Genomic DNA, 24,211 nt, shown 5'->3' with positions numbered 1-24,211 from the left:
CTGGTGGTTGAGAAACGTGAATCCATCGGCGGTGGTTCGCCGGTGGGTGACAGGAAACAGAATGTCTGCAGCATTGGAAGGGGTCGTTGTTCTTGATTTGTCCCGGATTCTGGCGGGGCCCTGGTCTACCCAGAACCTGGCGGATTTGGGCGCGGATGTCATCAAGGTGGAACGCCCCGGTCCGGGGATGACACCCGCTCGTGGGGGCCGCCGTTCGTGACCACCGCCGATGGCGGGCGCGGGGATGCCGCCTATTTTTTTGTGCCAATCGCGGCAAGCGTTCCGTGACGCTGGATTTCACCAAGGCAGAAGGCCAGAAAGTCATTCTGGAGCTGGCCGCCCGGGCCGATGTCCTGGTTGAAAACTACAAAGTCGGTGGCCTGAAAAAATACGGCCTCGACTACGACAGCCTGGCCAAAGTGAATCCTGGCCTGATCTATTGTTCAATTACCGGGTTTGGTCAAACCGGCCCCTACGCCGAGCGTCCGGGTTACGACGCCCTGATCCAGGCCATGGGTGGTCTGATGAGCATCACGGGTGAACCCGACGCCGTGCCAGGGGCGGGCCCCAGAAAGTGGGTGTGGCCGTGGTGGATATTTTCACCGGTCTGTACGCCACATCCGCCATTCTGGCGGCGTTGTATGCGCGTACCAGAACCGGAAAAGGCCAGCATATCGACGTGGCCTTGCTGGATGTGCAGGTGGCGACCCTGGCCAACCAGGCGGGCAACTACCTGCTGGGTGGCCAGGTGCCTGGCCGTCTGGGCAGCGCCCACCCGTCGATTGTGCCGTATCAGCCCTTTGCATGCGCCGACGGCTACGTCATGCTGGCGATTGGTAACGACACCCAGTTTGCCGCCTTGTGTGCTGCGGCGGGTTGCCCCCAGGTCGCTGACGATAGCCGGTTTTCTACCAACGCCCAACGCGTGGCCCACCGCGACCTTCTGGTCGGCCTGTTGCAAGAGCGCCTGAATACAAAAACCATTGATGAATGGTGCGCCCTGGGGATTGAACAAGGCTTTCCGTGCGGCCCCATCAACACCATAGACCGCGTCTTCGATGACCCCCAGGTCAAGGCACGCACCATGCGTGTTGATGTCCCGTCTGGGCGCTATGGTGCACTGCCCCTGGTGGCCAGCCCCATGAAAATGTCGGGTACACCTGTTACCTATACCTCACCGCCACCCACATTGGGTGAGCACACGGAACAGGTTTTGACAGAGTTGGGTTTGAACCCCCAGGCTATTCAGGCCCTTCGTGACGGGGGCGTTGTATAGCGGCCGGGATTTATCGGATGATGGTTCTGGCTTGAGGCGCGACACACGCCGTGGCATAACGGTGTCGCGCTTGCCAGTTAACTGTCCAGGCGTTTGAGATCACGATAGAAATTCTCGTGTGGTCCAACCATCAGCAGCTTGAGCGTATTTTCGTCAAGCACCCGATAGGCCAGCAGGCAGAGCAGACTGCCCATGCGGAATTTGTATACCTGCACACCAACCAAGTCACCGGCTTTGGCTTCACCGGTTTCAGGATGACTGGCAATGGTACGCACCGCTTCATCAAGCGCAGTCTTTTGCTGCTGGTGCAGCTTTTTGACGGTGCGTTCGAAAGTGGGGGTGACGAGGATGCGCATCAGTCGAATGGGTACTCACCCACTGGCTCTTCCTGGTCGGCGACCAGGATGTCGCGGATGACGCTGAAGGGCAAGTCGGGGTTTTCAGAGGCGATCTTGCCTATTTTCGACCAGTATTCGATCTGCTTTGGTACCGAGCGGTGCTCGATGTTGCCGTAGCGCTTGGCGCTTTCGACCAAGGCTTCTGACAGTTTGACGTTGATGGCCATGGTGAACCTCCGATGAATGGTTCTATTTTATTCCTTAAAGGACCAAAACGGAACCCTGCTTGTTTGGCTTGCCTAAGCCAGGCTCTGTTTTAGTGGTTGTATGGTTGCAATTTGCAGTGTTGCTGGTCAGTCTGACGCGTGCCGGCCTTTGCCACAAGGCGTAGTAAAACCATTGGGTATAAACGTCCTGACTCGGGCCTTACTACCCATTCCCAAAAGTTATACCCCAAGCGTCAGATCTGATCTTCTGGCTGACGCCACTCTCCCTTACTCTGATGTCATACAGCGTGAAGGCGCTGTTCCACCATCTAAAACAAGGGGACGAGACATGCGTATCACTAAAATTTTGTGTTCAGTCGGGGCATTGGCGCTGACCGGGGTCATGGCAGCGGCGGTGGCCCAGCCGGTTACGGTCGGTGTGGTGGCCAGCGCCACCGGGTCGGGGGCCGTACTGGGTATTCCTTACAAGAATGTGTTTGAAATTCTGCCGCGCACGATGGGTGGTCAGGACGTCAAATATGTCTTTCTGGATGACACGTCAGACGTGACAACCGGCGTCAAGAATGCCCGCAAGCTGCTGGACGAAGACAAGGTCGATGTACTGGTCGGTTCGAACAGCGTGCCGGTCACGATGGCGATCATGCAGCTGGCCACCGAAACCGGCGTGCCGCACCTGTCGCTCAGCCCCATTGAAGTGGACGCGGCCAAAGCACCCTGGACCTTTGGTGTGCCCCAGCCAATCGGCCTCATGATGGGTGAGGTGGTTGACGACATGAAAAAGCGCGGCATCACTCAGGTGGCCTATATCGGCTTTGCCGATTCGTGGGGCGATGCGGTGTACCGCACCCTGATGGATCAGGGGGCGAAGGCCGGAATGACCATCACCACCAACGAACGGTACCAACGCAACGATACCTCGGTGACGACGCAGGTTCTGAAGATGATGCAAGGCAACCCGCAGGCGGTGGTCGTGGGCGCGTCGGGCGCAGCGGGTGCCCTGCCGCACATGGCCTTGAACGAACGTGGGTACAAGGGGCTGGTCTATAACACGCACGGCTCGGTCAGCCCGGATTTCATCCGTATCGGCGGGGCCGCAGCTGAAGGCGCCCAGTGCCCCGGCGGGCCCTTACCTGTTTGCAGGCCAGTTGCCCGATACCAACCCGATCAAACCGGTGGCGGCAAAAGCCCTGGCGCGTTACGACGAAGCCTATGGCGCCAAAGCCCGCTCGCCCTTTGCCGGCTATGCCTTTGATGCCTACGAACTGTTGAACGCCGCCGTACCCGTCGCTGCAAAAATGCCACGCCGGGCACGCCACAATTCCGTAAAGCCTTGCGTGACGCCCTGGAAAACGATGTCAAGGAAGTTGTCGGCACCATGGGCATCTACACCATGTCGCCGACAGATCACAACGGTCTGGATGAGCGTGCCCGGGTTCGGGTCAAGGTTGAGAACGGCAGCTGGAAGGTGCAACAGTAAGCAGGAATGGCCCTTTGCTGCGGCAGGGCGCGGGGTCGGCCAGCCGCCCGGGCGTAAAGCGGCAAGCGGCTATTGCGCTGCCCTCGCAAAGTCAGCCCGTGCCCTGTCGGCCGCCAGGGTCTTCATGAACTGGGCGGCCGGGCTAAGGGTGCGGTCCCGGCGCGTGGTCAGGTACAGCTCGCGTTGCCAGACCAGCCACGGGATGTCCAGACGTACCAGTGAACCGGCGGCCAGCTCGGCGGCCACCATGTCTTCTGGCAAGAAGCTGATGTACCGGTGGGTGAACAGCAACGCCTTGATCAATGCAGGGGAATTGGTTTCGACCCGGGGAACAGGAGGGGCAGTTCATGGGCCTTGAACACGTCAGCCAGCACATGGCGCAAAATGCCGCGCGGCGATACCAGGACCCAGTCGTAGTCGTTAAGGGCGGCAGGGTTGACCGGTGCCTTTGCCAGTGCGTGCGCGTGGCTGACACAGGCGATGAACCGGTTCACGCCCAGCAACTCGCTGCGCAGGTCGGGGTTGGTGCGTTCGGTGACCGACGGCGAGCTGAGGATGAAATCAAGCTCGCCTTGCTGCAATTGTTGCAACAAGGGCTGAAACAGGCCCTCGGCGATACGTACGTGCAAGCCCGGACGCTGCGCAAGGGCCTGCTCGATCAGGGCCGGCGCAAAGTGGTGATTGAGCATGGGGGCCAGGCCCAGCGAGGCCGTACCCACCCGCACACCGCTCATTTCCTGAAGACTGTGCTGCGTGGCTTGCAGCTCGGCCAGCAGGTGGTCGGCCTGGGCCACCAGATAGCGGCCCATTTCGGTGGGCACAATGCCCCGGGCGTTGCGGTCGCACAGCCGGGCACCGGCCTGCTGCTCAAGACGCTTCAGGCTTTTGCTGAGCGTGGGCTGGGTAACCCCAGCGCCACAGCCGCCTGGGCGATACTGCCCTGGCGGCAGATTTCTACAAAGTATTCCAGGTCGATGGGCTGCAACAAACGCATGCTTGAACGAAGGCCGGGTGAATTGAACGAACTGCCCATCATAGGCAGTAACGAAGGAGTTGTACATGCTGGTTGAACAAATTGAACACAAATGGCTCGACAGTTTCCGCAAGGTGTTTGCCCTGTGTGCCGTCATGCCGGGTGATCGGGTCGCGATTCTGTCCGAAACCTTGTCACGGGCCGTCAACGTCAAGTTGGCCGAGCTGGCCCTGCTTGACCTTGGGGCCCAGGTGTTTCATGTGGTGTTGCCCACGCCGCGACAGAAAGACCCCGTACCCGTACGTTCGACCGGCAGTTCGCAGGCGATTGCGGGCAATGAGTCCGTCGTGGCCGCCCTGCGCTCATCGGCGCTGGTGGTTGACTGCACCGTCGAAGGGTTGCTGCACGCCGCCGAGCTCAAGGCGATTCTGTCGGGCGGTGCCCGCGTCATGATGATCAGCAACGAGCACCCGGAAATCCTTGAGCGACTGATGCCCGACCCCGCCTTGCAGGCCAAGGTGGCGCAGGGGGTTCGTTTGCTGGATCAGGCGCGTGAAATGCGTGTGACCTCTGCGGCGGGCACGGACCTGGTTATCAACCTTGCCGGTGCGCCCGCGCGCGGGTCGGCCGGGTTTGTCACCGAGCCGGGCAAGGTCTCGTATTGGCCCGGCGGCTTGTGTCTGTGTTTTCCGACCGCCGGCAGCGTGAACGGTACGGTGGTGATGGATGTGGGTGACGTGAACCTGACCTTCAAGAAGTACCTTGATTCACGCATCACGCTGACCATCACGAATGATTTTGTGACGGATATCAGCGGCGAGGGTCTGGATGCCCAATTGATGGCTAGCTATTTTGCGGCCTGGAATGACCCGAATGCCTATGGCGTGTCGCACGTGGGCTGGGGCATGAACCCGGCAGCCCGTTGGGATGCGCTGGCCATGTACGACAAACACGACACGAACGGTACGGAACTGCGCGCATTTGCCGGTAATTTCCTGATTTCAACCGGTGCCAATGAACATGCCAACCGGTTCACCAGCGGCCATTTTGATTTGCCCCTGCGTCATTGCACCGTTAGTATTGACGGGGTTGATGTGGTACGCAATGGCGTGGTGCAGCCGCCCTTGGCCGGTTGAGCGGGGTTGTTGCATGAGTCTGCCAGAAATTCATAATGATCGTGTTCCTGCCGCCCCCGACGGGGCCGGTTGCCTTGCCGCATCCGGTTCCCGACCCTTCCCTGCCATCGCCTACAGCGAGGCCGGCCCCCGGACGGGCCTGTGGTGATTTTCCTGCATGGTATTGGCGGGAACAAGTCCAACTGGCGCGAGCAGCAAGCGTACCTGGCCCGCCACGGTTATCGCGCCATTGCCTGGGATGCACGAGGGTACGGTGCCTCTGACGATTACGATGGTCCCTTCGATTTTGCCGACATCAGTGCCGATCTGTGTCGCCTGATGGCGCATGCCGGGGTTGAAACGGCCCATTTTGTCGGGTTGTCGATGGGGGGCGCATGCTGATGGACTTCGCCGATCGTCACCCGGGCTGCCTGCGTTCGCTGACACTGTGCGGGGCGTTCCCCAGTTTCAACAAAGCACTCAGTCCCCAACAGCGTGATGATTTCCTGCGCTTGCGACAGGCCCCGCTGCTGCAGGGCAAAACCTTTGCGGAACTGGCCCCGGAACTGATCCGTTCATTGACCAGCCCTTATGCGTCTTCGACTGTCCAGGGCCTGCTGTATGACAGCATCTGTGCACTGCGTAAAGAACCGTATCTCAAGGCGCTGGCCGCCGCGTCGGAGTTTGACCGCACCCGCGAAATCCAGCGCATTACCGTACCGACCCTGTTGCTGTATGCCGAAGATGACCGCCTGACACCGCCGGAAATGGGGCGTGAGGTGGCGGCGATGATGCCCCATGCCGAATTTACGCTGTTGCCCCGGTGCGGCCACTTGATGAATCTGGAGTGCCCGGAGGCCTTCAACACACGCCTGTTGGCGTTTCTGCAGACCCAGGGATGAACCGGCGTATACCGGCCTGACGATAACAGCCCCCGAATCACGGCGGCCTGTTCACGAATAACAACCCATACGTTTAGAACTGCTCATGAAAACACTGCATACCCCCGTTTTAATCGCTGGCGGCGCGTCCGTCGGCCTGTCTTTGGCGGCCGAGCTGGGCTGGCGCAACATTCCTTGCCTGTTGGTAGAGCAGCGCGCCGAAGTCAACCCGCACCCGCGCGCCAACGCGGTCGGCAACCGTACCATGGAGTATTTCCGCCGTTGGGGCGTAGATAAAAAACTGATCAATAAAGGGATTCCGGCGCATTTGCCGGCAGACTACCACTGGGTTAGCAGCATGCACGGCAAATCGCTGCACCGCTTGTCCATGTCGTCTTACGAGGCACTGGAAAAGGCCCGCGATGAAGGGGTGGCCGACCCTTACGCCGAAATGTACTGGTCCCCTTACCTGAAAACCATTGTCGGCCAGCAGCATGTGGAAACCGCACTGAAAGACTATGTGCTGACGCGCGACAGCGTAGACGCACGGTTTGGCTGGGAATTAACAGATTTTTCGCAGGAAAAGAGCGGTGTTGATGCACGTATCCGCAACGTGGCAACCGGGGAGATCCAGGCGGTGAGCGCCGATTACCTGGTGGGGTGTGACGGAGGCCGTTCACTGGTGCGCGAAACCCTTGGGGTGCCGATGTCCGGGCGCAGCGGCCTGGCCCGCTTCGTGTCCATTTATTTTCGTGCCCCCGATTTCATGTCGGCACACGCCTTTGGGCACGGCAACATCTATTTCCCGTTGCATAAATCATGTCGCGGTTTCCTGCTGAACTGGGACGGCGGCACGCTGTGGACATACCACCTGATCATGCCCGACGGCGTCGAATGGACCGACATCGATCCCAAGGCGGCCATCACCCGTTTGCTGGGCAAAACCATTGATCTGGACATCATCGAGGTTCAGCCCTGGACCGCGCACGCCTTGGTGGCCGACCAGTACCGGGTCGGGCGCGCCTTCCTGGCCGGAGACGCCGCCCACAAGTTCACTCCTACCGGGGGCTGGGCATGAATACCGGCGTTGGCGATGCGGTGGAACTGGGCTGGAAACTGGCCGCCGTGGTGCAAGGCTGGGCACCTGATGCCCTGCTGGACAGCTATCACACCGAGCGCCACCCGATCGGGGTGCGCAACACGCGCGAAGCCGCCGACAACTTCGACAAGCTGTATTCAGTCATGCAGTACGGTGACGAACTGGATGCGGAAGACGCCGCAGGCCAGGCACTGCGTGAACGTCTGGGGGCCGAACTGCTGAGTCAGGAGAAAATTCTGGCCTCGTCGGGGGTGCTGCTGGGCTACCGCTACAACGACAGCCCCATCTGCATTCCTGATGGCACCCCTGAACCCGCCGATGATCCGCGCCGTTATGTGCCGGTGGCACGCCCGGGGCATCGGGCGCCGCACGTGTGGCTGTCGTCCACCGAGGCCTTGTTTGACCGCTTCGGTGCGGGTTTCAATCTGCTGAATTTCACCGGCCAGCCCGTGGCACGAGCCTGGTCAGATGAGGCCCGCCGGCGGGGGATTCCGTTGACGGTGCTGGACGTCGATCACCCTGTGGCCAACAGCCTGTATGCCGCCGACCTGGTGCTGGTGCGGCCCGACATGATGGTCGCCTGGCGCGGTCAGGCTGATGGCGTGGATGCTGGCGAGATTCTGGCGACGGTGGTTGGGGGATAAACCGGTTTTGGTGTGTACTGCCAAACTCACGGGAAGTATGCCCATTTCAGCAATTGGCACCGACACGGTTTAAACAAAGGCATCAATACCCTTGTGGTCGAGGATGCTGAGCAGCTTTTGCGACGGCCCACCAGGCCGTTTGTCGCCCGCCTCCCACTGACGAACCGCAGACAGGCTGGTATTCAGCAGGGATGCAAGAACCGACTGGCTTAGCTGGTAACGTTCGCGCAAAGAGCGGATTTTCTGGGCATCATAGCCAGTAACAGGCTCCAGGCACATCAAGTCGTATTTGCGCATTCTGCGCTGGTCAATAAACCCATGCCTGTGCAGATCAGCGGCCGCTTCGTGCACGGCTTCCATGATGGGGCTACGTGCTGGTGTTTTTTGGGTCGTGCTCATGACAAATCTCCTGTAAAGCACCATCAGAAACAAGGGCAGTCAACTCGACCGCTGTTTTGCTCAGATAGTCATGCGCCAATTCCTGCAAGGCTTCTTTCTCGGCATCGCTGATGTTGGCGCGTTCATTTTTGGAAACCCAAACATGAAGAACCAGCGGTCACCTTTGTTTGTTGCCACCAGGGTTCTTATCCCACCGCTCTTGCCTCGGCCAGGAGTGGCAATCCTTTTCTTGACCACGCCAGCGCCTAGGTCAGCATCGATTAGCCCTTGTGACATTTCATGGACGGCCTGACACAGCATGGCATCTGTCAGCTCAGTCTTGCGCATCCAGCGGACAAAATGCCGCAATTTGAAAACCCGGTTCATGCGCTGATGGTACCACCTAGTGTATTGGTTTTTCAATAAAAAAGCCCGCCGAAGCGGGCTATGAGTTATGGGATAGGTGCTTGTCAGGCAAACTTACCGCCACAACTGATAAATGTACTTGCGCCGGAATTTTTCCCAGCCATGCAAAAACGCCTGTACCGGCGCAGGCCAGCGGCCTTCCAGGGTGCTGCCAAACAGCCCGCGCTTCGTGCCCTGCTCGACTACCGTGGGTTCAAGCCATAACATCTGAATGCCCAGTTCCCGGTCCATCTGGTCAAAGGCGTTGTCGATGGCGTTGCTCATCTTGTGGCGGGCAATCCAGTCAAGGCGCAGTTGCGCGGCGTCTTTGCCGATGATGTACGAATCGGTGAAACGGCCTTTTTGGCCGGGTACAGATGCTGCCCCTTCTTGCGCTGGCTGCGCGGCGTGTACCAATTGCCGCCGCTGCCGATAAACGTGACGCAGGCCTTGCCGGCGTAGTTCTGTTTCAGTTCGCGCAGGGCATTTTCAACGCCCTGGCGAAAGCTTTTGTCCAGAATCGCATCGTCTTCCAGCACCAGGCAGTAATCCCAGTTCCGGGCGACCACCCGTTGCATGATCGCGATGTGCTTTAACCCGCACGACTTGTGGCCGTTGGTCAGATTCGGGTTAGGCAGGTAATATTGTGCGTCGAGTTCGGGCGTGATTTCGTTGGCGTCGTGTTCAAAGATGAACTCGCCAGTCAGGCCAAACCGTTTCAGTTCACGCTCGATGTGGGCGCGCCGTTCGGTGAAGGTTTTGACATTGACCACGCAAATGCCATCCAGACCCCAGGCGGCAGTCGGGGCGGGGGTTTCAGAATAGTTCATACCCGGTCTTGTAATAAATTTTGCAGCGACCATTATAGGGTGGGCATTCGCAGAACCGGCTGACCATTGCTGACCTGGATTGTCAGCGATACAACCGGCGTTCTTCGTAATACAGGTCGTCACGCGCATTGCGCAGGCGGTAGTCCAGATCACGCAATTGTTCACGCAGGCGTTTACGGTCTTTGTCTTCTTTGGCGCGCCTCAATTCGCTTTCTTTGTTACGTTGGTCGCTGGTCAGTCGGTTCACCCGTTGTTCGGCGTCGTAAACCCGTTTGCCGGCACGATAGGCGTCAAGAAAATCAGCCTCAAGTTCCGGCGGGCAGGCATTGCGGTAAGACCCCCGCGACGCCCGACTTCAAGCCCGTTGTGCGGCGTGCAGTATTGGCGTATGCCTTTGGCGCGCCCTTTTCCCACAAGCCGGCATCGGGCGTCACGCCAACTTTCATGCAGGCTTCACGATGTTCTTCAATGTACGAGCGCGGTTGGCCCCGCGAGCCGTCACGCTGGCCCTGTTCGTACCAGTTGGCGGTACGGCATTCTTCGGGCGTCATGCTGGCACAGCCTGAAAGTGCCAGAGCGACGCCCGTGGCCAGCAGCAGTTTGCGGGGGACATAAAAACGGGTGCCGGGTACGCATGCACGGATCATTGAAGTGCCCTGAGAATGGTGGCGAGCGATGGGGTTAAGCCGGCCAGAACGACGTCTGGCGACATGTGAATGGTAGTAAGTAAATGTAGCGCAAGCGGGGTTGTCAGGGCAAGCTGTAGCGCAAGCTAAGGGCTGAACCGGGCAAAACGTCGGTATATCCAAATTTACCAGCGTATTGATTATGCTTCTTTGGGTATTAATCTCCAACCGTGGTAAGGCATGCATGGTGCTCAAACCCGGCGTTCAACGGCCCGGCGCAGGCCTTCATCAACGCTAACAGGCGGCACCCAGCCCAGCACATTGCGTGCTTTGGACGAGTCTACCTGCAGGCTGCCCAGCAAACGCTGCGCGGCCTGCTGTTTGCCCAGAACGCGGGCGCCGCACGTCAGCACCCATTCGGGCACATAGAACAGTCGGGCCGGTTTGCCCATCGCCCGGCCCAGGCGTTGCAACAGGTCGGCCGTCGAAAGGTCTTCGCCATCGCTGGCCAGAAAGACCTGGTTTGCTGCCAGAGGGTGGCGGGCGCAGGTCACCAGCAAGTCAACAAGGTTGTCCAGGGCGATCAGACTGCGCCGGTTGTGCCTGACTGCCGCCAATGGCAGTGGAATACCCTTGCGCACAACCTTGATCAGCGTCTGAAAATTGGCTTTTACGCCAGGCCCGTAAACCAGCGGCGGACGAACGACCACGATTTCAAGACCTGTTTCGCGTCCCAAGGCAAACAGGGCCTGCTCGGCCTCAAGTTTTGACACCCCGTAGGAGTCAACCGGTGCGGGTGGTGTGTCTTCAGAGAAAGCGAAAGCGGCTTCGGCTTTTCCAGATGCGGCCTCAGTCTTCCCGCAGGTCGCCTCGGGAGTGTCGGCCAAACGGCTGGCTCGCCCTGGGTGTGCTCCGGTCGCTTCACCATTCACCTTGATCGAGCTGACAAAAACAAAACGCTTTACACCGGCGGCAGCGGCCTGGCGGGCCAAGGCCAGCGTGCCTTCGACGTTCACGCGGCGATACAACAGCAACGGGTCGGTGGACGCATCGTTCATGACATGCACCCGGGCGGCACAATGAATAAGGGTGGTCACGCCCGTTAACGCTGCCGACCAGTCGGTGGTGCTGTCAAGGTCGCCAACCGTAACGACCTTGATGCCTTCCGGCCAGCCCGTGCCTGCCGTGTAATCTGCGTTGGGTAAGGCATCGGTGTTTGATAATGTGTTCGTTAATCCGTGTGGCAAAGCATTTGGCAAGCTCGATGTGCGAACGGCAGCCACAACATGCAGCCCCCCAAGGTGTCGGCCAATTGCCGAACGACGGCACGGCCGACGAAGCCCGTTGCGCCCGTCACCAAAACCCTTTCGTTGGTGTCTTTTTCAGGCGCAGCCTGAAAAAGGTCTGGCGTGATGACGGGTCGGTCAAAGTCATCGCCTGATTGTTGCGCGATTGATTTTTCGGTAACGGTATTCAAGTCATGCATAACAGGGTCGCTTTGCGCATTGAGCGTCGAATGGGTGGGCCGGATGTTACATCTCGTTTTGGTTGGATGCCATTATTACCGTAGTCGCCCTGGTCGGTCGCTTGAAAGGGTGTTACAAAAAAGCACTCTGGGCTAAAATGCCTGGCGTTGTCTTCACCAATTCAGGCGCCGCGTCAAATCAGTAGCGCGACCGCATCCTTGGCCAAAGCGCCCTGCTTTTCTTCACCATAAACCTATTCAGCTCATGATTATTCCCGTAATTCTTTCCGGCGGTGCCGGTACACGCTTATGGCCTGTATCCCGCGAGGGCCATCCAAAGCCATTCATGAAGTTGGCCGATGGTGAAAGCCTTCTGATGAAAACTTATCGTCGCGCGGCGAAGGTTAGCCAGTTGGTTGGCAAGGCGGGCAGTCCCTTGCTGACGGTGACCGGTCGCGATTACTACTTCATGAGTAAAGACGAGCTGGCGGCAGCAAACCTTGCCGGTCATACGGGGGCTTATTTGCTTGAGCCTTGCGGGCGGAATACCGCCCCGGCTGTTGCTTTGGCCGCTCACTTCGTGGCAGAGCGTTATGGCCCCGAGGCCGTCATGCTTGTTTTGGCTGCAGATCACCTGATACAAGATCAAAACCGGTTTGCTGAAGCGGTTGCCGAAGCGGCTGCATTGGCCAAAAAGGAAGTCTGGTCACCTTTGGTATCGTGCCTTCCGCACCTGAAACAGGCTTTGGCTACATCGAGGCGGGTGATAAGTGTGATGGCGGGCGGCAGGTGTTGCGTTTTGTCGAAAAGCCAACCGCAGATAAAGCGCAGGAATACCTTGCAAGCGGCAACTTCCTATGGAATTCCGGCATGTTCTGTTTCACGGCAGGCACCGTTCTGAACGAATTGCAGGCCCATGCCCCCGATGTGGCGTTTAGTGTCTCGGCATGTTGGGAGTCCATTAAAGCGCATCAGAGTGTTGATGCCGCCATGCTGGAAATACCCGTCGATACTTTCAACAACGTACCCGATATTTCCATAGACTATGCGGTCATGGAAAAGTCAAATCGAGTCGTTGTTGTGCCATCAGATTTCGGCTGGAGCGACATCGGTTCCTGGAATGCCGTCCGTGACCTGACCTCTCCCGATGAGGCCAACAATCGGGCTGTCGGTGAGGTTATGTTTGTAGATAGCACCAACACCTTTGTACAAAGCGAAGATCGCTTGGTGGCGACGGTAGGCATCGATAACCTGATGATTGTCGATACGCCCGACGCCTTGCTGGTGGCTCACCCCGATAGGGCTCAAGATGTTAAAAAAGTGGTGGCCAGGCTGAAAACCCAGCAGCACCATGCCTACAAGCTTCACAGAACCGTGGCCAGGCCTTGGGGCACCTATACCGTTCTGGAAGAAGGGCCGCGTTTCAAGATCAAACGTATCGAAGTGAAGCCAGGTGCAAGTCTCAGTTTGCAGATGCACCATCACCGTAGCGAGCACTGGATCGTGGTTAGCGGCATGGCCAAGGTGGTGAATGGCGACCAGGAAATTATGGTCAGAACCAACGAGTCTACGTACATTCCTGCAGGCCACAAACATCGTCTCGAGAATCCTGGGGTGCTTGATCTGGTAATGATTGAAGTGCAAAGCGGCGAGTACCTGGGCGAAGACGATATTGTGCGTTTCGAGGATAACTACGGCCGGTGCTAAGGCTTGTTGTTGCGCGTTCGGTGTAACCTTTTGGTCTAACACCCATGGTTGGGTCTGTGGGTGTGGCAAAACACGGGGTGCCGGTTCTTTGCGTATTACCAACGGCATGTTCGGGGCTCATTTGAAAATGGTCGTTGCATAACATGTAACTCAATCTACGACATGACTATTTTGATCACTGGCGGTGCCGGTTTCATTGGCTCGAACTTCGTGCTTGATTGGCTGGCAAGCCATAGTGAACCCGTTGTAAACCTGGACAAACTGACCTACGCCGGTAATTTGAACAACCTGGTCACGGTAAGCAAGCATCCGCAGCATATTTTCGTGCATGGCGACATGGGCGACGCGGCGCTGGTGACTAAACTGCTGCAACAGCACCGGCCCCGTGCGGTGCTGAACTTTGCCGCCGAAAGCCACGTAGACCGTTCCATATACAGCCCGGCCGATTTTATTCAAACCAACGTCGTGGGCACGTTCACTCTGCTGGAATGCGTACGCACTTACTGGGGCGGCCTGAACGAAGACGCAAAACAGAAGTTCCGGTTCCTGCAGGTATCCACTGACGAAGTCTATGGCTCACTAAGCCCGAACGCCCCGGCGTTTACCGAGCAGCATCGCTACGAGCCCAACAGCCCATACTCTGCCAGCAAGGCCGCCGGCGACCACTTGGTGCGCGCCTGGCACCACACCTATGGTTTGCCAGTGTTCACCACCCACTGCAGCAACAACTACGGCCCCTATCATTTTCCGGAGAAACTCATTCCGTTAATGATTGTGAATGCTCTGGCCGATAAACCGTTGCCTGTGTATGGCGATGGCCGGCAAATACGTGACTGGCTGTATGTCAAAGACCATTGCAGCGCCATACGTCGTGTACTGGAAGCCGGGCAGGTGGGGAAACCTACAACGTGGGCGGCTGGAATGAGCAGCCCAATATTGAAATTGTGAATAAGGTGTGCGCGCTGCTGAACGAACTGCGCCCCCGCACTGACGGCAAAAATTACGCCGAACAAATCATCTACGTCACCGATCGCCCAGGCCACGACCGCCGCTACGCCATTGATGCCCGCAAAATACAGCGTGAATTGGGCTGGCACCCGGCAGAAACCTTTGACACTGGCCTGCGCAAAACCGTGCAGTGGTATCTGGAAAACGACGATTGGGTGCACCAAGTGCAATCGGGCAATTATCGTCAATGGATAAACCGGAACTACAACGGGCGCAGCGTATGAAAATCTTGTTGCTGGGCAAGAATGGTCAGGTCGGCTGGGAACTGCAACGTAGCCTGATGCCGTTGGGTGAGGTCATTGCGCTGGGGCGGGAAGATTCCACCACCTTGTGCGGAAATCTTACCCGGCCCGACCGGGTACGGGCAACGATAAGGCAGATAAAGCCCCACGTCATTGTGAATGCAGCGGCCTATACCGCTGTTGATCAGGCCGAGCGCGAACCGGCGCTGGCCCACCAGGTCAATGCGTTGGGCCCGGCCGTGCTGGCCGAAGAAGCCCGTAGCCTGGACGCCGTACTGGTGCACTACTCCACTGATTACGTCTTCAATGGTAGCGGCAGCCAACCCTGGATGGAAGATGACCGCCCCGACCCACTGAATGTCTATGGTCACAGTAAGCTTGCTGGCGAGCGCGCAATACGTGCAACCGGCTGCCGCCATTTGATATTTCGCACCAGCTGGGTCTATGCCGCACGGGGCCACAACTTTGCCAAAACCATGGTGCGGTTGTTCAAAGAGCGTGACCACCTTAGAGTAATCGATGACCAAGTTGGTGCACCGACCGGTGCCGATTTAATTGCTGACATCACCGCGCATGCCATTCATCAGGTCACGCAAAAAAACACCGGCGACTGGCCGGCATCAGACGCCACCAGTACCAGCAGTAACACCAGTGGTATTTACCATCTGGCGGCGGGCGGCGAAACCAGTTGGTTCGGCTATGCACAGTTTTTGCTAAGCGAATATTCAAAACATGGCATGGCGGCATTTAATGCCACCTTGCCTGACATACAGCCTGTGCCTTCCCTCGCCTTTCCGGCATCGGCATTACGCCCACAAAATTCCAGACTGGATACGGGTAAGCTGCAACGCACCTTCGGGCTTTATCTGCCACCGTGGCAACAGGGCTTGCAACGACTGCTGGACAACCTGTTGCCCGTGGTCGGGCGCGAGTGCCATCCCTAACCGCTTGGCATGCCGTATACGCATTTGCAAGGGAATAGCTTCATGACACAACGCAAGGGCATTATTCTGGCTGGCGGTTCGGGTACCCGTTTGCATCCGGCCACATTGGCCATCAGCAAACAGTTGCTACCGGTGTACGACAAGCCCATGGTGTACTACCCACTAAGTACGCTAATGCTGGCTGGCATACGTGACATACTCGTTATTTCTACTCCTCAAGACACTCCGCGCTTTGAGCAATTGCTGGGCGATGGCAGTCAGTGGGGCTTAAGCCTGCAGTATGCTGTGCAACCTAGCCCCGACGGCCTGGCTCAGGCATTTATCATCGGCAAAGACTTCATTGGCAGTGCCCCCAGTGCCCTGATCCTGGGCGACAACCTCTTCTATGGGCATGACCTTCATGCCTTGTTGGGTAACGCCATGGCTCGAGAACGTGGCGCCAGTGTGTTTGTCTACCATGTGCACGACCCTGAACGCTATGGTGTGGCCCACTTCGACGCCAAGGGTAAAGTGCTGGGCCTGGAAGAAAAACCGGCCCAGCCAAAATCCAGTTACGCTGTTACGGGGTTGTATTTTTATGATAACCAGGTGGTTGATTTTGCGCGTAATTTGAAGCCTTCGCCACGTGGCGAGCTTGAGATTACCGATCTGAATCGGCTGTATCTTGAACAGAACCAGTTGAGCGTAGAAATTATGCGGCGCGGCTATGCCTGGCTTGACACAGGCACCCACGAATCATTGTTGGAAGCCGGCCAATTCATTGCCACCCTTGAAAAACGCCAGGGCCTGAAAGTGGCTTGTCCTGAAGAAATAGCCTTCCGCAAGCACTGGATCAGTGCAGAACAACTTGAGCAACAGGCCCAGCCACTGACCAAAACCAGCTACGGCAAATACTTGCTGCGTATTCTGAAAGAAACGGTGTGCTGATGAAAGTAACGCCCTTGGCCATACCCGACGTTTTTCGTATTGAGCCCCAGGTATTTTGTGACGATCGTGGTTTTTTCTTTGAAAGCTTCAACCACACTAAATTCGAGCAGGCCTTAGGCCGTAGCGTGCGGTTCGTGCAAGACAATCATTCCCGGTCAGTCAAGAACGTATTGCGCGGTTTGCACTACCAATTGCAACAGCCCCAAGGCAAGCTGGTTCGCGTTATTCAGGGTGAAGTGTTCGACGTGGCAGTCGACCTGCGCAAGTCGTCTCCCTTTTTGGCCGATGGGTGGGTGAACGGCTTAGCGCCGAAAACAAACGCCAGCTTTGGGTGCCAGAAGGGTTCGCCCACGGGTTTGTCGTGCTTGGCGAAACAGCCGAACTTTTGTACAAAACCACCGATTACTACCAACCAGACGATGAGCATTGCATCGCTTGGAACGACCCGGATCTTGCCATTACGTGGCCAATTGAAAGCTTTCCTTTGTTATCAGATAAAGATCGGCAAGGGCAAAGCTTGGCGCAGGCTGACGTTTTTAACGGTTACGGCAGGCTACAATACAAGGTGGTTGCGGAGCAGGATGATCGCCAAGAAGGTCGTCTTTAACGAGTCCAGGCATATCGAATTTGCTCGAGCTCACCAAATTGTATTACCTCTTGGCATCAGGCCAGATTAACAAGGAAATGTCTAACATGAAACACGCAGTCGTTACAGGTATTACCGGGCAAGACGGTGCCTACTTGGCTGAGCTTTTGCTGGCAAAAGGCTACCAGGTCTACGGAACCTACCGCCGTACCAGTTCGGTTAATTTCTGGCGCATCGAAGAGCTGGGCATCGATAAGCACCCCAACCTGCATCTGGTCGAATACGACCTTACCGACTTGTCGTCCAGCATACGTTTGCTGCAAACCAGTGAAGCCACCGAGGTCTACAACCTGGCCGCACAGAGCTTTGTTGGGGTGTCGTTCGAACAGCCGCTGACCACAGCAGAAATTACCGGCATTGGCCCTGTGAACCTGCTGGAAGCCATTCGTATTGTTAATCCGAAAATTCGCTTTTATCAGGCCAGCACATCTGAAATGTTTGGCAAGGTACAGGCGATTCCGCAAACAGAATCCACACCGTTCTACCCCCGCAGCCCGTATGGCGTGGCCAAGCTGTATGCGCACTGGATGACCATCAACTACCGTGAAAGCTACGATATTTTTGGTACCAGCGGTATTTTGTTCAACCACGAATCGCCGTTGCGCGGGCGTGAGTTCCTGACCCGCAAGGTAACCGACAGCATCGCCAAAATAAAGCTGGGCAAGCAAGACGTTCTTGATCTGGGTAACCTGGATGCCAAACGCGATTGGGGCTACGCAAAAGATTATGTAGAGGGTATGTGGCGCATGTTGCAGGCCGACACGCCCGATACCTATGTGTTGGCCACCAACCGTACTGAAACTGTTCGTGACTTTGTCACCATGGCCGGTAAAGCCGCAGGGTATGACATTAAATGGGAAGGCAAAGATCAGAACGAAGTGGGTATCGACAACGCCTCTGGCCGAACCCTGGTGCGTGTGAACCCCAAATTCTATCGGCCGGCCGAAGTCGATTTGTTGATCGGTAACCCGGAAAAAGCCAGGAAAGAACTGGGCTGGGAACCGCAGACCACATTAGAGCAGTTGTGCCAAATGATGGTTGACGCCGACATCCGTCGCAACGAAGCCGGGTTCTCTTTCTAATGCGTTTGCTCGTTACCGGTTTAGACGGTTTCACGGGCCGTCATTTTCAGGCAGCTGCCACGCAAGCGGGGCATAGCGTGGTTGGCTTGCAAGCCAACCTTACCGATGCCGCCGCAGTGGCGGCGCAGGTGGCTGCGGCCGATTTCGATGCCGTGGTGCATCTGGCGGCCATCAGCTTTGTGGGGCATGCCGATGATGCCGCGTTTTACGCGGTCAATGTCGTGGGCACCTGTAACCTGCTGTCGGCCCTGGTGAAATCGGGCAAGCCGTTGCATAAGGTATTGGTCGCCAGCAGCGCCAACATCTACGGTAATTGCGACGCCTCGCCCATTACTGAAACGCAGCCGCCGGCACCGGTTAACCACTATGCGGCCAGCAAGCTGGCCATGGAACACATGGCGCGCACGTACGCCGACGTGTTGCCCGTGCTTATCACCCGGCCGTTCAACTATACCGGGCCAGGGCAGGCCCCCAATTTCGTCATTCCGAAACTGGTTGACCATTTTGCGCGTAAAGCACCCGTTGTCGAGCTGGGTAACCTGCATGTAGAACGCGAATTCAACGATGTTCGCATGGTTTGCAATGCATATCTGGGCCTGCTTCAGCAGGGTCAGCCCGGGCAGGTGTACAACGTGTGTTCCGGCCAGCCGTACACGCTGCAGCACGTCATGGACACGCTGACCGCGCTTTCCGGCCATTCGGTACAGGCCAAAGTGAACCCCGCATTCGTTCGCGCGAACGAGGTGCATCGTTTATGCGGCAGCCCGGATCGTTTGCAAAACGCACTGGCCGGCGCGGGTGTTCACCTGGTTCAACCTGCGCTGCACGAAACCCTGGCGTGGATGCTCTCCGAGGCGGCGCAGTGAAAGTTGTCTTGTCGGTAGACCCGATCAAGTTTCCGTTAACCGGCATCGGGCGCTATACCTTCGAGCTTGCGCAGGGGTTGCAACGTGCCGGCTTGCAAGATCTGCAGTTTTTGCGCGGTGTTGGCCTGACCCGGCAAATTCCTGTGCCCAACCAGGCGCAGCCCATGTCAACGCTGCCCGCCTGGAAACAGCTGGCGCAGAAGAACCGTTGGGTGGTGGCCGCGTTTCGCACGATAAACCCGTGGTTGAAAGCGCGTGCGCTGCGGGGCCTGGAAGACCACGTGTTTCATGGCCCCAACTACTACCTTCCGCCCTTTGGCGGGCGCAGCGTTGTCACCATGCACGATTTGTCGCCCTACTTATGGTCACAAAGCCACCCCCGAGCGGGTGCGGTATATGCAAGCCGAGATCGAGCTTTCCCTGAAACGTGCAAGCGCCCTGATTACCGACACGGAATATACGCGTCAAGAAGTAGCGCGTTTTTTCGTGGCCGTTAGACCGTATTTACGTGGTGCCGTTGGCCAGCGCCGCCGAGTTCAGCCCCCGGCCACCTGAAGAAGTGGCGCCGGTTATTGCTGAATTCGGCCTTGCGCCTGGTGCTTATACCTTATTTACGGGTACGGTTGAGCCGCGCAAGAACCTTGATGTGCTGCTGGATGCTTACCTGAAGTTACCCGTTACGCTGCGCAAGGCGTGGCCACTGGTGATTGCCGGTTACCGGGGTTGGGGTGGCAATGCGCTGCATGACCGTTTGCGCCAAGCGCAAGACCAGGGTGGCTTCGATATCTGGGTTTTGTGCCCCAGCAAACGTTGCCCTTTTTAATGGCCGGCGCCAAGTTGTTTGCTTACCCGTCACTTTACGAAGGGTTTGGTTTGCCCGTGCTGGAAGCCATGGCCTGCGGGGTGCCTGTGGTGTGTTCAAATGCGTCAACCTTGCCTGAAGTGGCCGGCAGTGCGGCCGCCCTCCATGACCCTGACAATGTCGATGCACTGGTCGACCTGCTGGCCAAGGGGCTGACCGATGAGGGCTGGCGCACGAAGGCAAGCGCGGCAGGCCTGGCACAGGCCGCCGGTTTTTCCTGGCAGCGCTGTACCCAGGAAACCATGAATGTTTACAAGGCTATTGCCCAAGGGTAGCGTTGCAACGATGAAAGTACTACACGTTTACCGCACTTACTTCCCCGACCCGCCCGGTGGGCTGCAAGAGGCCATACGACAAATTTGCCTGAGTACGCAGCAGTTCGGTGTGGAAAACACCATTTTCACCTTGTCGCCCACGCCGTCTCCGCAGGTTATTCAGCGGCCCGAGGCCACGGTCATTCGTCGCAAGTCGTGGGCCGCACCGGCGTCATGCGACATCGGCGACGTTACCGCCATGGCCGCGTTTCGTCAGGCCGTTTCACAGGCCGACGTGGTGCATTATTTGTTCCCGTGGCCGTTTGGTGATGTGTTGCACAAAATTGCACCCTGCAAGCCCTCGGTGCTGACCTACATTTCAGACATTGTCCGGCAAAAATGGTTGGGCACGGTCTATGCACCCTTGATGTGGCGCACGTTGCGTGGCATGGATGCCATTGTTTTCAATGCACCCGGCTACGCGGCCAATAGCCCGGTCTTGACGCACAGTTCGTTGCAGGGCCGGTTGCACCAAATACCCTTGGGTATTGAAGAAAGCTCGTATTCGACGCAGGGTGATAACGCTGTTTTTAGTCGGAACGGCCTTCGGCCCGATGAGCCTTACGTGCTGTTCATCGGTGTGTTGCGCTACTACAAAGGCTTGCACCACTTGCTGGAAGCCGCCCGCACCATTCGTGGCAAGGTGGTGATCGCCGGTTCCGGCCCCGAGGGTGCCGCCTTGCGGGCGCAAGCCAGCCAGTCGGGTTTAGGCAATGTGGTGTTCACAGGCCAGGTGACTGATGCCGAGAAGGTGGCGCTGCTGCATAACTGCCGCGCCCTGGTGTTGCCATCGCACTTGCGGTCAGAAGCCTACGGCATGGTGCTGGTAGAGGCCAGCCTGTTTGGCAAGCCCATGGTCAGTTGTGAAATCGGTACCGGCACATCGTTTGTGAACGCCCACCAGGAAACCGGTTTTGTAGTGCCGCCAGAAGCGCCACAGGCATTGGCCCAGGCCATCAATTCGTTATTGGAAAATGCGCCATTGGCCGCGCAGTATGGCGCCGCAGCGCGGGCGCGCTACGAACGGCTGTTTTCCGGCAAGGCGCTGGGCAAGGCCTATGCCGATCTTTACCGGAAGGTGCTGGCCGCCGTCAGGTAGGTATCATTGATTTCATCAAAGGTACTGTTTTGCAAGTCGCCCGTCGCGGCGACCAGCGCCAGACGGGCCTGCAGGTAATCCAGCTGGGCCCGCACCAGTTCGAACCGTGCCTGAAACAATTTGTCTTGGGTGTTCAAGACATCAATATTGCTTAGCGTGCCCGCCACAAACCCCTTGCGAGCCGATGCAAGGCTTAGCGTGCCCGACTCAACAGCGGCCTGCAACGCCTTGATGCGCTCTGCCCCGCTAAGCACATCGGTATAGAACCGTGTGGTTTGCGCTTCGGTGCGTTCAAGGGCGGCCGTCAGTTCATGCTGCAACCGTGCCCGGTCGGCTCGCGCACGCGCTACGTTGGCCGTGGTGTATCCGCCCGTAAAAATCGGAATATCCAGTTGCAAGCCGATTGTGAACGTATTGGTGCGCTGGTCAAGCGATGACAGGCTGTCGCTTTGGCTTCGGCCATACGTTGCGACAAGATTCAGTGTGGGCAAATAACGGCTACCCGCTTGTTCGACATCGGTATTGGCAACGGTGACGGCTTCTTGTGCGGCCCGTACTTCAGGGCTGTTGGTGCGGGCCCGCGCCAACCAGTCGTCAAGGCGCTCGGGCGTCAAGGGGTGCTGCGGAAAACGGGCCACCAAGCCAGCAATAGGGTGGGGGTAGACGCCGATCAGCGATTGCAGCTCGCGTGAGGCCACCGTTAATTGGTCTTGGGCCTGAATCGCATCGGCCTGGGCCAGCGACAAACGTGCTTCGGTTTCTTGAAGCTCTGTGCGTGTGGATTCGCTTTGGCGATAGCGTGCCTGAAAGGCCGTGACCATGTCGGTCAGTGACGACACCAACGCTTCTTGAAGCGACAATTGGCTTTTAGCCAGAACCACATTGAAATAAGCGCCGGCCACCCTTAAGCCGGCTTCCTGGTGCTTTCGCGAAAAAACGGCCAACCCCTGGTCAGCCAGGGCGTGGCCGCGCTGGTAGCCGGCATACCGGCCATAGTCAAGCAAGGGTTGGCGCAACTGCACGTAACCGTTGCTTGAGTTGTAGCGCAAGTCAGATTCGGTGCGTTGCCCGCGAAAATCAGGTTGCCAGCGGCTGCCGCTAACGCGGCTGTATGAATAACCCATTTGAACAGAGGGCAACAACCCTGCGCGCCCTTTATCGCGTTCTGTTTGTGTGGAGGCCTGTTCGCTGATGGCTGCCCGGTAGGTATGGTCGTTAACCAGCATCAGCCGCGCGGCACTGGACAGGTCAATGACGTGTGGCTGGCTTTCCTGCAAGGGTGGGGCTTCATTAGCTGCAGTGGCCGCCTGGGGCTGGGCAATTGACAGGCGGGTTGAGCCATAAAAAAAGACCAGGGCGATAATCGGTGCTAACACCGTGTACCAACTGCGGAAGGCCGTTTTTGTCTTTAAAACGGGTAGTGTCTTGGGCATCAGAAGCGCGGGAAGTAAGGGATGACGACAGGCTTGGGCGGCTAAGCGTGCCAACTGCTAAAAAGCAATCATAACACCCGGCCTTTTGCGTTACAGGGGCACAGCAAGGGCATTGCCGTATGGGCACCAGCCTGCCGGCTGCCGTGTCGGGCAAAGCGGTATAATCGCCCACTTTTACGGCCTGATGCCCCTACAATGCTTGGTACTTTACGGCTTATTCTGGCCTTGGCTGTTGCGGCCAGCCATGTCGATTTTCGCATCGCCGGTTTGAACCCTGGCGTTAGTGCGGTCATCGGCTTCTACCTGATTTCCGGCTATGTCATGAGCGGGCTGCTTCAGCGCCACTATCCCACCCCGAGTGCGGCCGGCAACTTTTATGTCGACCGTGCCCTGCGCCTGATGCCGCAATACCTGTTCTATGCGGTGTTGACCCTGCTTTGGTATCACTTTGCCAGCTTGCCGGCAGGTAACGCATCAGTTGACCATTTTCTTGGGGCAACGCCTGACGTTGGTGACTATATCAACAACCTGCTGGTTGTCCCGCTAAATTACTATATGTGGAACGGCAGCGACCACTTCACCCTGGTGCCGCCAGCCTGGTCGTTGGGGGCGGAAATTCAGTTTTACCTGCTGGCCCCATTCTTGCTGCTGGTTGCCCCGCCCTGGGGTCAACGGTTGCGCCCGTTTTTCCTGATCGTTTTCGTCATTGCCCTATTGGTGGCTGTACTTGCGCTGGCCGGGGTGGTTAACAGCGACTGGTTCGGCTATCGTTTGCTTCCCGGGGTGCTAAGCTATTTTTTCCTGGGTGCGCTGTTGCACCGCTGCCATCAGGCGTCAGTGGGGTCGGGGCACGGGGCTGGGCGCAGGGCCTATGGGCTTGTGTTTGGGGCAGTGCTGCTTGCCATGTTTGCCGGTGTGCTGGCGTATGCACATGGCAGCTTGCGCCAGCCCTATAACCAGGAAGTACTGCTTGGCCTGGTTATCATTTTTCCACTGTTACATCTGCTGGCACGACGCCGGCGTCAGCATTGGGACGAACTGGCCGGCGACGTGTCGTATGGGGTATTTCTGAACCACTTCCTGATTTTTTGGGTGTTCTTCCCTGCCGGGGTTGGCGTGGCCCAGCTGCCGTTTTTTCTGGCCTTGTGCGTGGGCTTGGCCTGGGCTATTCAGCGTTGGGTTGAACGCCCCTGTTTGCGCTGGCGTATGCGCTGGCGCAAACAGCACGCCATATAAGCGCCGCGGGGCTGTCGTGCCAAAGCAACTTTTTTAGTGTGGTGTTGGCCGAATGGGGGTTTTTCGGCTAAGCTTCTGCCCTGTGCTATAGTGGATAGTATAAGTTGTACA

At 57.7% G+C, this 24,211-nt stretch carries 26 protein-coding genes and 7 pseudogenes; 21 read left to right on the top strand and 12 right to left on the bottom strand.

The annotated features are described in order from the left end of the window. Positions 1 to 61: 61 nt before the first annotated feature. From N7E01_RS19380 to N7E01_RS19370, 3 genes and pseudogenes are all read left to right on the top strand, one after another. Complete coding sequence (locus N7E01_RS19380) at positions 62 to 220, top strand: CoA transferase (protein ID WP_289175361.1); 159 nt, start codon at positions 62 to 64, stop codon at positions 218 to 220. Further along, positions 201 to 497: pseudogene (locus tag N7E01_RS19375) on the top strand (CoA transferase); the annotation flags it as partial. The gene N7E01_RS19380 and the pseudogene N7E01_RS19375, both read left to right, overlap by 20 nt. Positions 498 to 586: 89 nt before the next feature. Further along, complete coding sequence (locus tag N7E01_RS19370; protein ID WP_434089570.1) at positions 587 to 1,276, top strand: CaiB/BaiF CoA transferase family protein; 690 nt, start codon at positions 587 to 589, stop codon at positions 1,274 to 1,276. Between the two features lie 77 nt (positions 1,277 to 1,353). Here N7E01_RS19370 and N7E01_RS07675 read toward each other — a convergent pair whose 3' ends face one another. Further along, entirely contained in the window at positions 1,354 to 1,632 is a 279-nt protein-coding gene (locus N7E01_RS07675) for a type II toxin-antitoxin system RelE/ParE family toxin (RefSeq protein WP_289175359.1), read from the bottom strand. Continuing rightward, entirely contained in the window at positions 1,632 to 1,841 is a 210-nt protein-coding gene (locus tag N7E01_RS07670) for a TA system antitoxin ParD family protein (protein ID WP_289175357.1), read from the bottom strand. Before N7E01_RS07670 ends, N7E01_RS07675 begins: the two co-directional genes overlap by 1 nt. A 328-nt stretch (positions 1,842 to 2,169) precedes the next feature. On the opposite strand from N7E01_RS07670, the gene N7E01_RS07665 reads away from it, so the two are divergent. Together N7E01_RS07665 and N7E01_RS07660 are read left to right on the top strand one after the other, a co-directional pair. Continuing rightward, on the top strand, positions 2,170 to 3,093 hold the full coding sequence (locus N7E01_RS07665; RefSeq protein ID WP_289175355.1) for an ABC transporter substrate-binding protein: 924 nt from the start codon (positions 2,170 to 2,172) through the stop codon (positions 3,091 to 3,093). Between the two features lie 78 nt (positions 3,094 to 3,171). Then, entirely contained in the window at positions 3,172 to 3,318 is a 147-nt protein-coding gene (locus N7E01_RS07660) for a hypothetical protein (RefSeq protein WP_289175353.1), read from the top strand. A gap of 69 nt (positions 3,319 to 3,387) precedes the next feature. Here the strand turns inward: N7E01_RS07660 and N7E01_RS07655 are convergent, their stop codons facing one another. Together N7E01_RS07655 and N7E01_RS07650 are read right to left on the bottom strand one after the other, a co-directional pair. Next, positions 3,388 to 3,621, bottom strand: coding sequence for a LysR substrate-binding domain-containing protein (locus N7E01_RS07655; protein WP_289175351.1), 234 nt, complete (start codon positions 3,619 to 3,621; stop codon positions 3,388 to 3,390). Beyond that, positions 3,618 to 4,379 carry a LysR family transcriptional regulator gene (locus tag N7E01_RS07650; protein WP_289175349.1) on the bottom strand — a complete coding sequence of 254 codons (762 nt, stop codon included), beginning with the start codon at positions 4,377 to 4,379 and terminating at the stop codon, positions 3,618 to 3,620. The genes N7E01_RS07655 and N7E01_RS07650 overlap by 4 nt, the downstream gene beginning before the upstream one ends. Between N7E01_RS07650 and N7E01_RS07645 the strand changes: the two genes are divergently transcribed. From N7E01_RS07645 to N7E01_RS07625, 4 genes and pseudogenes are all read left to right on the top strand, one after another. Then, positions 4,378 to 5,427: a 2,5-dihydroxypyridine 5,6-dioxygenase NicX family protein gene (locus N7E01_RS07645; RefSeq protein WP_289175347.1), complete on the top strand. Its 1,050-nt coding sequence runs from the start codon at positions 4,378 to 4,380 to the stop codon at positions 5,425 to 5,427. The two genes, N7E01_RS07650 and N7E01_RS07645, sit on opposite strands and share 2 nt — an antisense overlap. A 141-nt stretch (positions 5,428 to 5,568) precedes the next feature. Continuing rightward, positions 5,569 to 6,308 (top strand): annotated as a pseudogene (locus N7E01_RS07635) (alpha/beta fold hydrolase). 85 nt (positions 6,309 to 6,393) lie between these two features. Beyond that, positions 6,394 to 7,436: pseudogene (locus N7E01_RS07630) on the top strand (FAD-dependent monooxygenase); the annotation flags it as partial. A gap of 93 nt (positions 7,437 to 7,529) precedes the next feature. Then, positions 7,530 to 8,030 (top strand): aromatic-ring hydroxylase C-terminal domain-containing protein, encoded by a 501-nt coding sequence (locus N7E01_RS07625; protein WP_350495011.1) that lies wholly within the window; start codon positions 7,530 to 7,532, stop codon positions 8,028 to 8,030. Between the two features lie 69 nt (positions 8,031 to 8,099). Here the strand turns inward: N7E01_RS07625 and N7E01_RS07620 are convergent, their stop codons facing one another. The 7 genes and pseudogenes from N7E01_RS07620 to N7E01_RS07590 form a co-directional block, all read right to left on the bottom strand. Next, positions 8,100 to 8,429: a helix-turn-helix domain-containing protein gene (locus N7E01_RS07620; protein ID WP_289175338.1), complete on the bottom strand. Its 330-nt coding sequence runs from the start codon at positions 8,427 to 8,429 to the stop codon at positions 8,100 to 8,102. Next, positions 8,398 to 8,729, bottom strand: a pseudogene (locus N7E01_RS07615) (type II toxin-antitoxin system RelE/ParE family toxin). The gene N7E01_RS07620 and the pseudogene N7E01_RS07615 overlap by 32 nt, the downstream one beginning before the upstream one ends. A gap of 159 nt (positions 8,730 to 8,888) precedes the next feature. Next, the gene (locus N7E01_RS07610) at positions 8,889 to 9,098 is read right to left on the bottom strand and encodes a hypothetical protein (RefSeq protein WP_289175337.1); all 210 of its coding nucleotides are present in this window, start codon (positions 9,096 to 9,098) and stop codon (positions 8,889 to 8,891) included. After that, on the bottom strand, positions 9,095 to 9,643 hold the full coding sequence (locus N7E01_RS07605; RefSeq protein ID WP_289175335.1) for a glycosyltransferase family 25 protein: 549 nt from the start codon (positions 9,641 to 9,643) through the stop codon (positions 9,095 to 9,097). Before N7E01_RS07605 ends, N7E01_RS07610 begins: the two co-directional genes overlap by 4 nt. An 82-nt stretch (positions 9,644 to 9,725) precedes the next feature. Further along, a complete protein-coding gene (locus N7E01_RS07600) occupies positions 9,726 to 9,890 on the bottom strand; it encodes a hypothetical protein (RefSeq protein WP_289175333.1) in 165 nt (54 codons plus the stop codon). A 58-nt stretch (positions 9,891 to 9,948) separates the two neighbouring features. Then, a complete protein-coding gene (locus N7E01_RS07595; protein ID WP_289175331.1) occupies positions 9,949 to 10,290 on the bottom strand; it encodes a DUF2799 domain-containing protein in 342 nt (113 codons plus the stop codon). Positions 10,291 to 10,520: 230 nt separating this feature from the next. Beyond that, complete coding sequence (locus N7E01_RS07590) at positions 10,521 to 11,552, bottom strand: NAD-dependent epimerase/dehydratase family protein (RefSeq protein ID WP_289175330.1); 1,032 nt, start codon at positions 11,550 to 11,552, stop codon at positions 10,521 to 10,523. Positions 11,553 to 11,999: 447 nt separating this feature from the next. On the opposite strand from N7E01_RS07590, the pseudogene N7E01_RS07585 reads away from it, so the two are divergent. The 11 genes and pseudogenes from N7E01_RS07585 to N7E01_RS07535 all read left to right on the top strand — a co-directional run bounded on the left by N7E01_RS07585 (position 12,000) and on the right by N7E01_RS07535 (position 21,431). Next, positions 12,000 to 13,441, top strand: a pseudogene (locus N7E01_RS07585) (mannose-1-phosphate guanylyltransferase/mannose-6-phosphate isomerase). 162 nt (positions 13,442 to 13,603) lie between these two features. Continuing rightward, a pseudogene (gene rfbB, locus N7E01_RS07580) lies at positions 13,604 to 14,673 on the top strand (dTDP-glucose 4,6-dehydratase). Beyond that, on the top strand, positions 14,670 to 15,635 hold the full coding sequence (gene rfbD, locus N7E01_RS07575) for a dTDP-4-dehydrorhamnose reductase (protein WP_289175327.1): 966 nt from the start codon (positions 14,670 to 14,672) through the stop codon (positions 15,633 to 15,635). The pseudogene rfbB and the gene rfbD overlap by 4 nt, the downstream one beginning before the upstream one ends. 42 nt (positions 15,636 to 15,677) lie before the next feature. Next, positions 15,678 to 16,562, top strand: a complete 885-nt coding sequence (gene rfbA / locus N7E01_RS07570) for a glucose-1-phosphate thymidylyltransferase RfbA (RefSeq protein WP_289175325.1) — start codon at positions 15,678 to 15,680, stop codon at positions 16,560 to 16,562. Beyond that, positions 16,562 to 17,100 (top strand): annotated as a pseudogene (gene rfbC, locus N7E01_RS07565) (dTDP-4-dehydrorhamnose 3,5-epimerase); the annotation flags it as partial. The gene rfbA and the pseudogene rfbC, both read left to right, overlap by 1 nt. Positions 17,101 to 17,255: 155 nt before the next feature. Beyond that, positions 17,256 to 18,290, top strand: a complete 1,035-nt coding sequence (gene gmd, locus N7E01_RS07560; RefSeq protein WP_289175323.1) for a GDP-mannose 4,6-dehydratase — start codon at positions 17,256 to 17,258, stop codon at positions 18,288 to 18,290. Next, entirely contained in the window at positions 18,290 to 19,156 is an 867-nt protein-coding gene (locus N7E01_RS07555; RefSeq protein ID WP_289175321.1) for a GDP-mannose 4,6-dehydratase, read from the top strand. Before gmd ends, N7E01_RS07555 begins: the two co-directional genes overlap by 1 nt. Next, the gene (locus N7E01_RS07550) at positions 19,153 to 19,653 is read left to right on the top strand and encodes a glycosyltransferase family protein (protein WP_289175320.1); all 501 of its coding nucleotides are present in this window, start codon (positions 19,153 to 19,155) and stop codon (positions 19,651 to 19,653) included. The genes N7E01_RS07555 and N7E01_RS07550 overlap by 4 nt, the downstream gene beginning before the upstream one ends. A 14-nt stretch (positions 19,654 to 19,667) precedes the next feature. After that, a complete protein-coding gene (locus tag N7E01_RS07545; protein ID WP_289175318.1) occupies positions 19,668 to 19,979 on the top strand; it encodes a glycosyltransferase family protein in 312 nt (103 codons plus the stop codon). Further along, positions 19,979 to 20,293, top strand: coding sequence for a glycosyltransferase (locus N7E01_RS07540; RefSeq protein WP_289175317.1), 315 nt, complete (start codon positions 19,979 to 19,981; stop codon positions 20,291 to 20,293). Before N7E01_RS07545 ends, N7E01_RS07540 begins: the two co-directional genes overlap by 1 nt. 10 nt (positions 20,294 to 20,303) lie before the next feature. After that, positions 20,304 to 21,431 carry a glycosyltransferase gene (locus N7E01_RS07535; RefSeq protein WP_289175315.1) on the top strand — a complete coding sequence of 376 codons (1,128 nt, stop codon included), beginning with the start codon at positions 20,304 to 20,306 and terminating at the stop codon, positions 21,429 to 21,431. Here the strand turns inward: N7E01_RS07535 and N7E01_RS07530 are convergent. Continuing rightward, positions 21,401 to 22,807, bottom strand: a complete 1,407-nt coding sequence (locus N7E01_RS07530; protein ID WP_289175313.1) for a TolC family outer membrane protein — start codon at positions 22,805 to 22,807, stop codon at positions 21,401 to 21,403. The two genes, N7E01_RS07535 and N7E01_RS07530, sit on opposite strands and share 31 nt — an antisense overlap. A 252-nt stretch (positions 22,808 to 23,059) precedes the next feature. Here N7E01_RS07530 and N7E01_RS07525 point away from each other — a divergent pair, with 252 nt between their 5' ends. Next, a complete protein-coding gene (locus N7E01_RS07525) occupies positions 23,060 to 24,100 on the top strand; it encodes an acyltransferase family protein (protein WP_289175311.1) in 1,041 nt (346 codons plus the stop codon). Positions 24,101 to 24,211 lie beyond the last annotated feature (111 nt).

The sequence above is a fragment of the Neopusillimonas aromaticivorans genome (genome assembly GCF_030344915.1).
GTDB classification, from domain to species: Bacteria; Pseudomonadota; Gammaproteobacteria; order Burkholderiales; family Burkholderiaceae_B; genus Neopusillimonas; species Neopusillimonas aromaticivorans.
The sequence above is the reverse complement of the archived record's forward strand: the minus strand, read 5'-3'. Positions and strand labels throughout refer to the sequence as shown.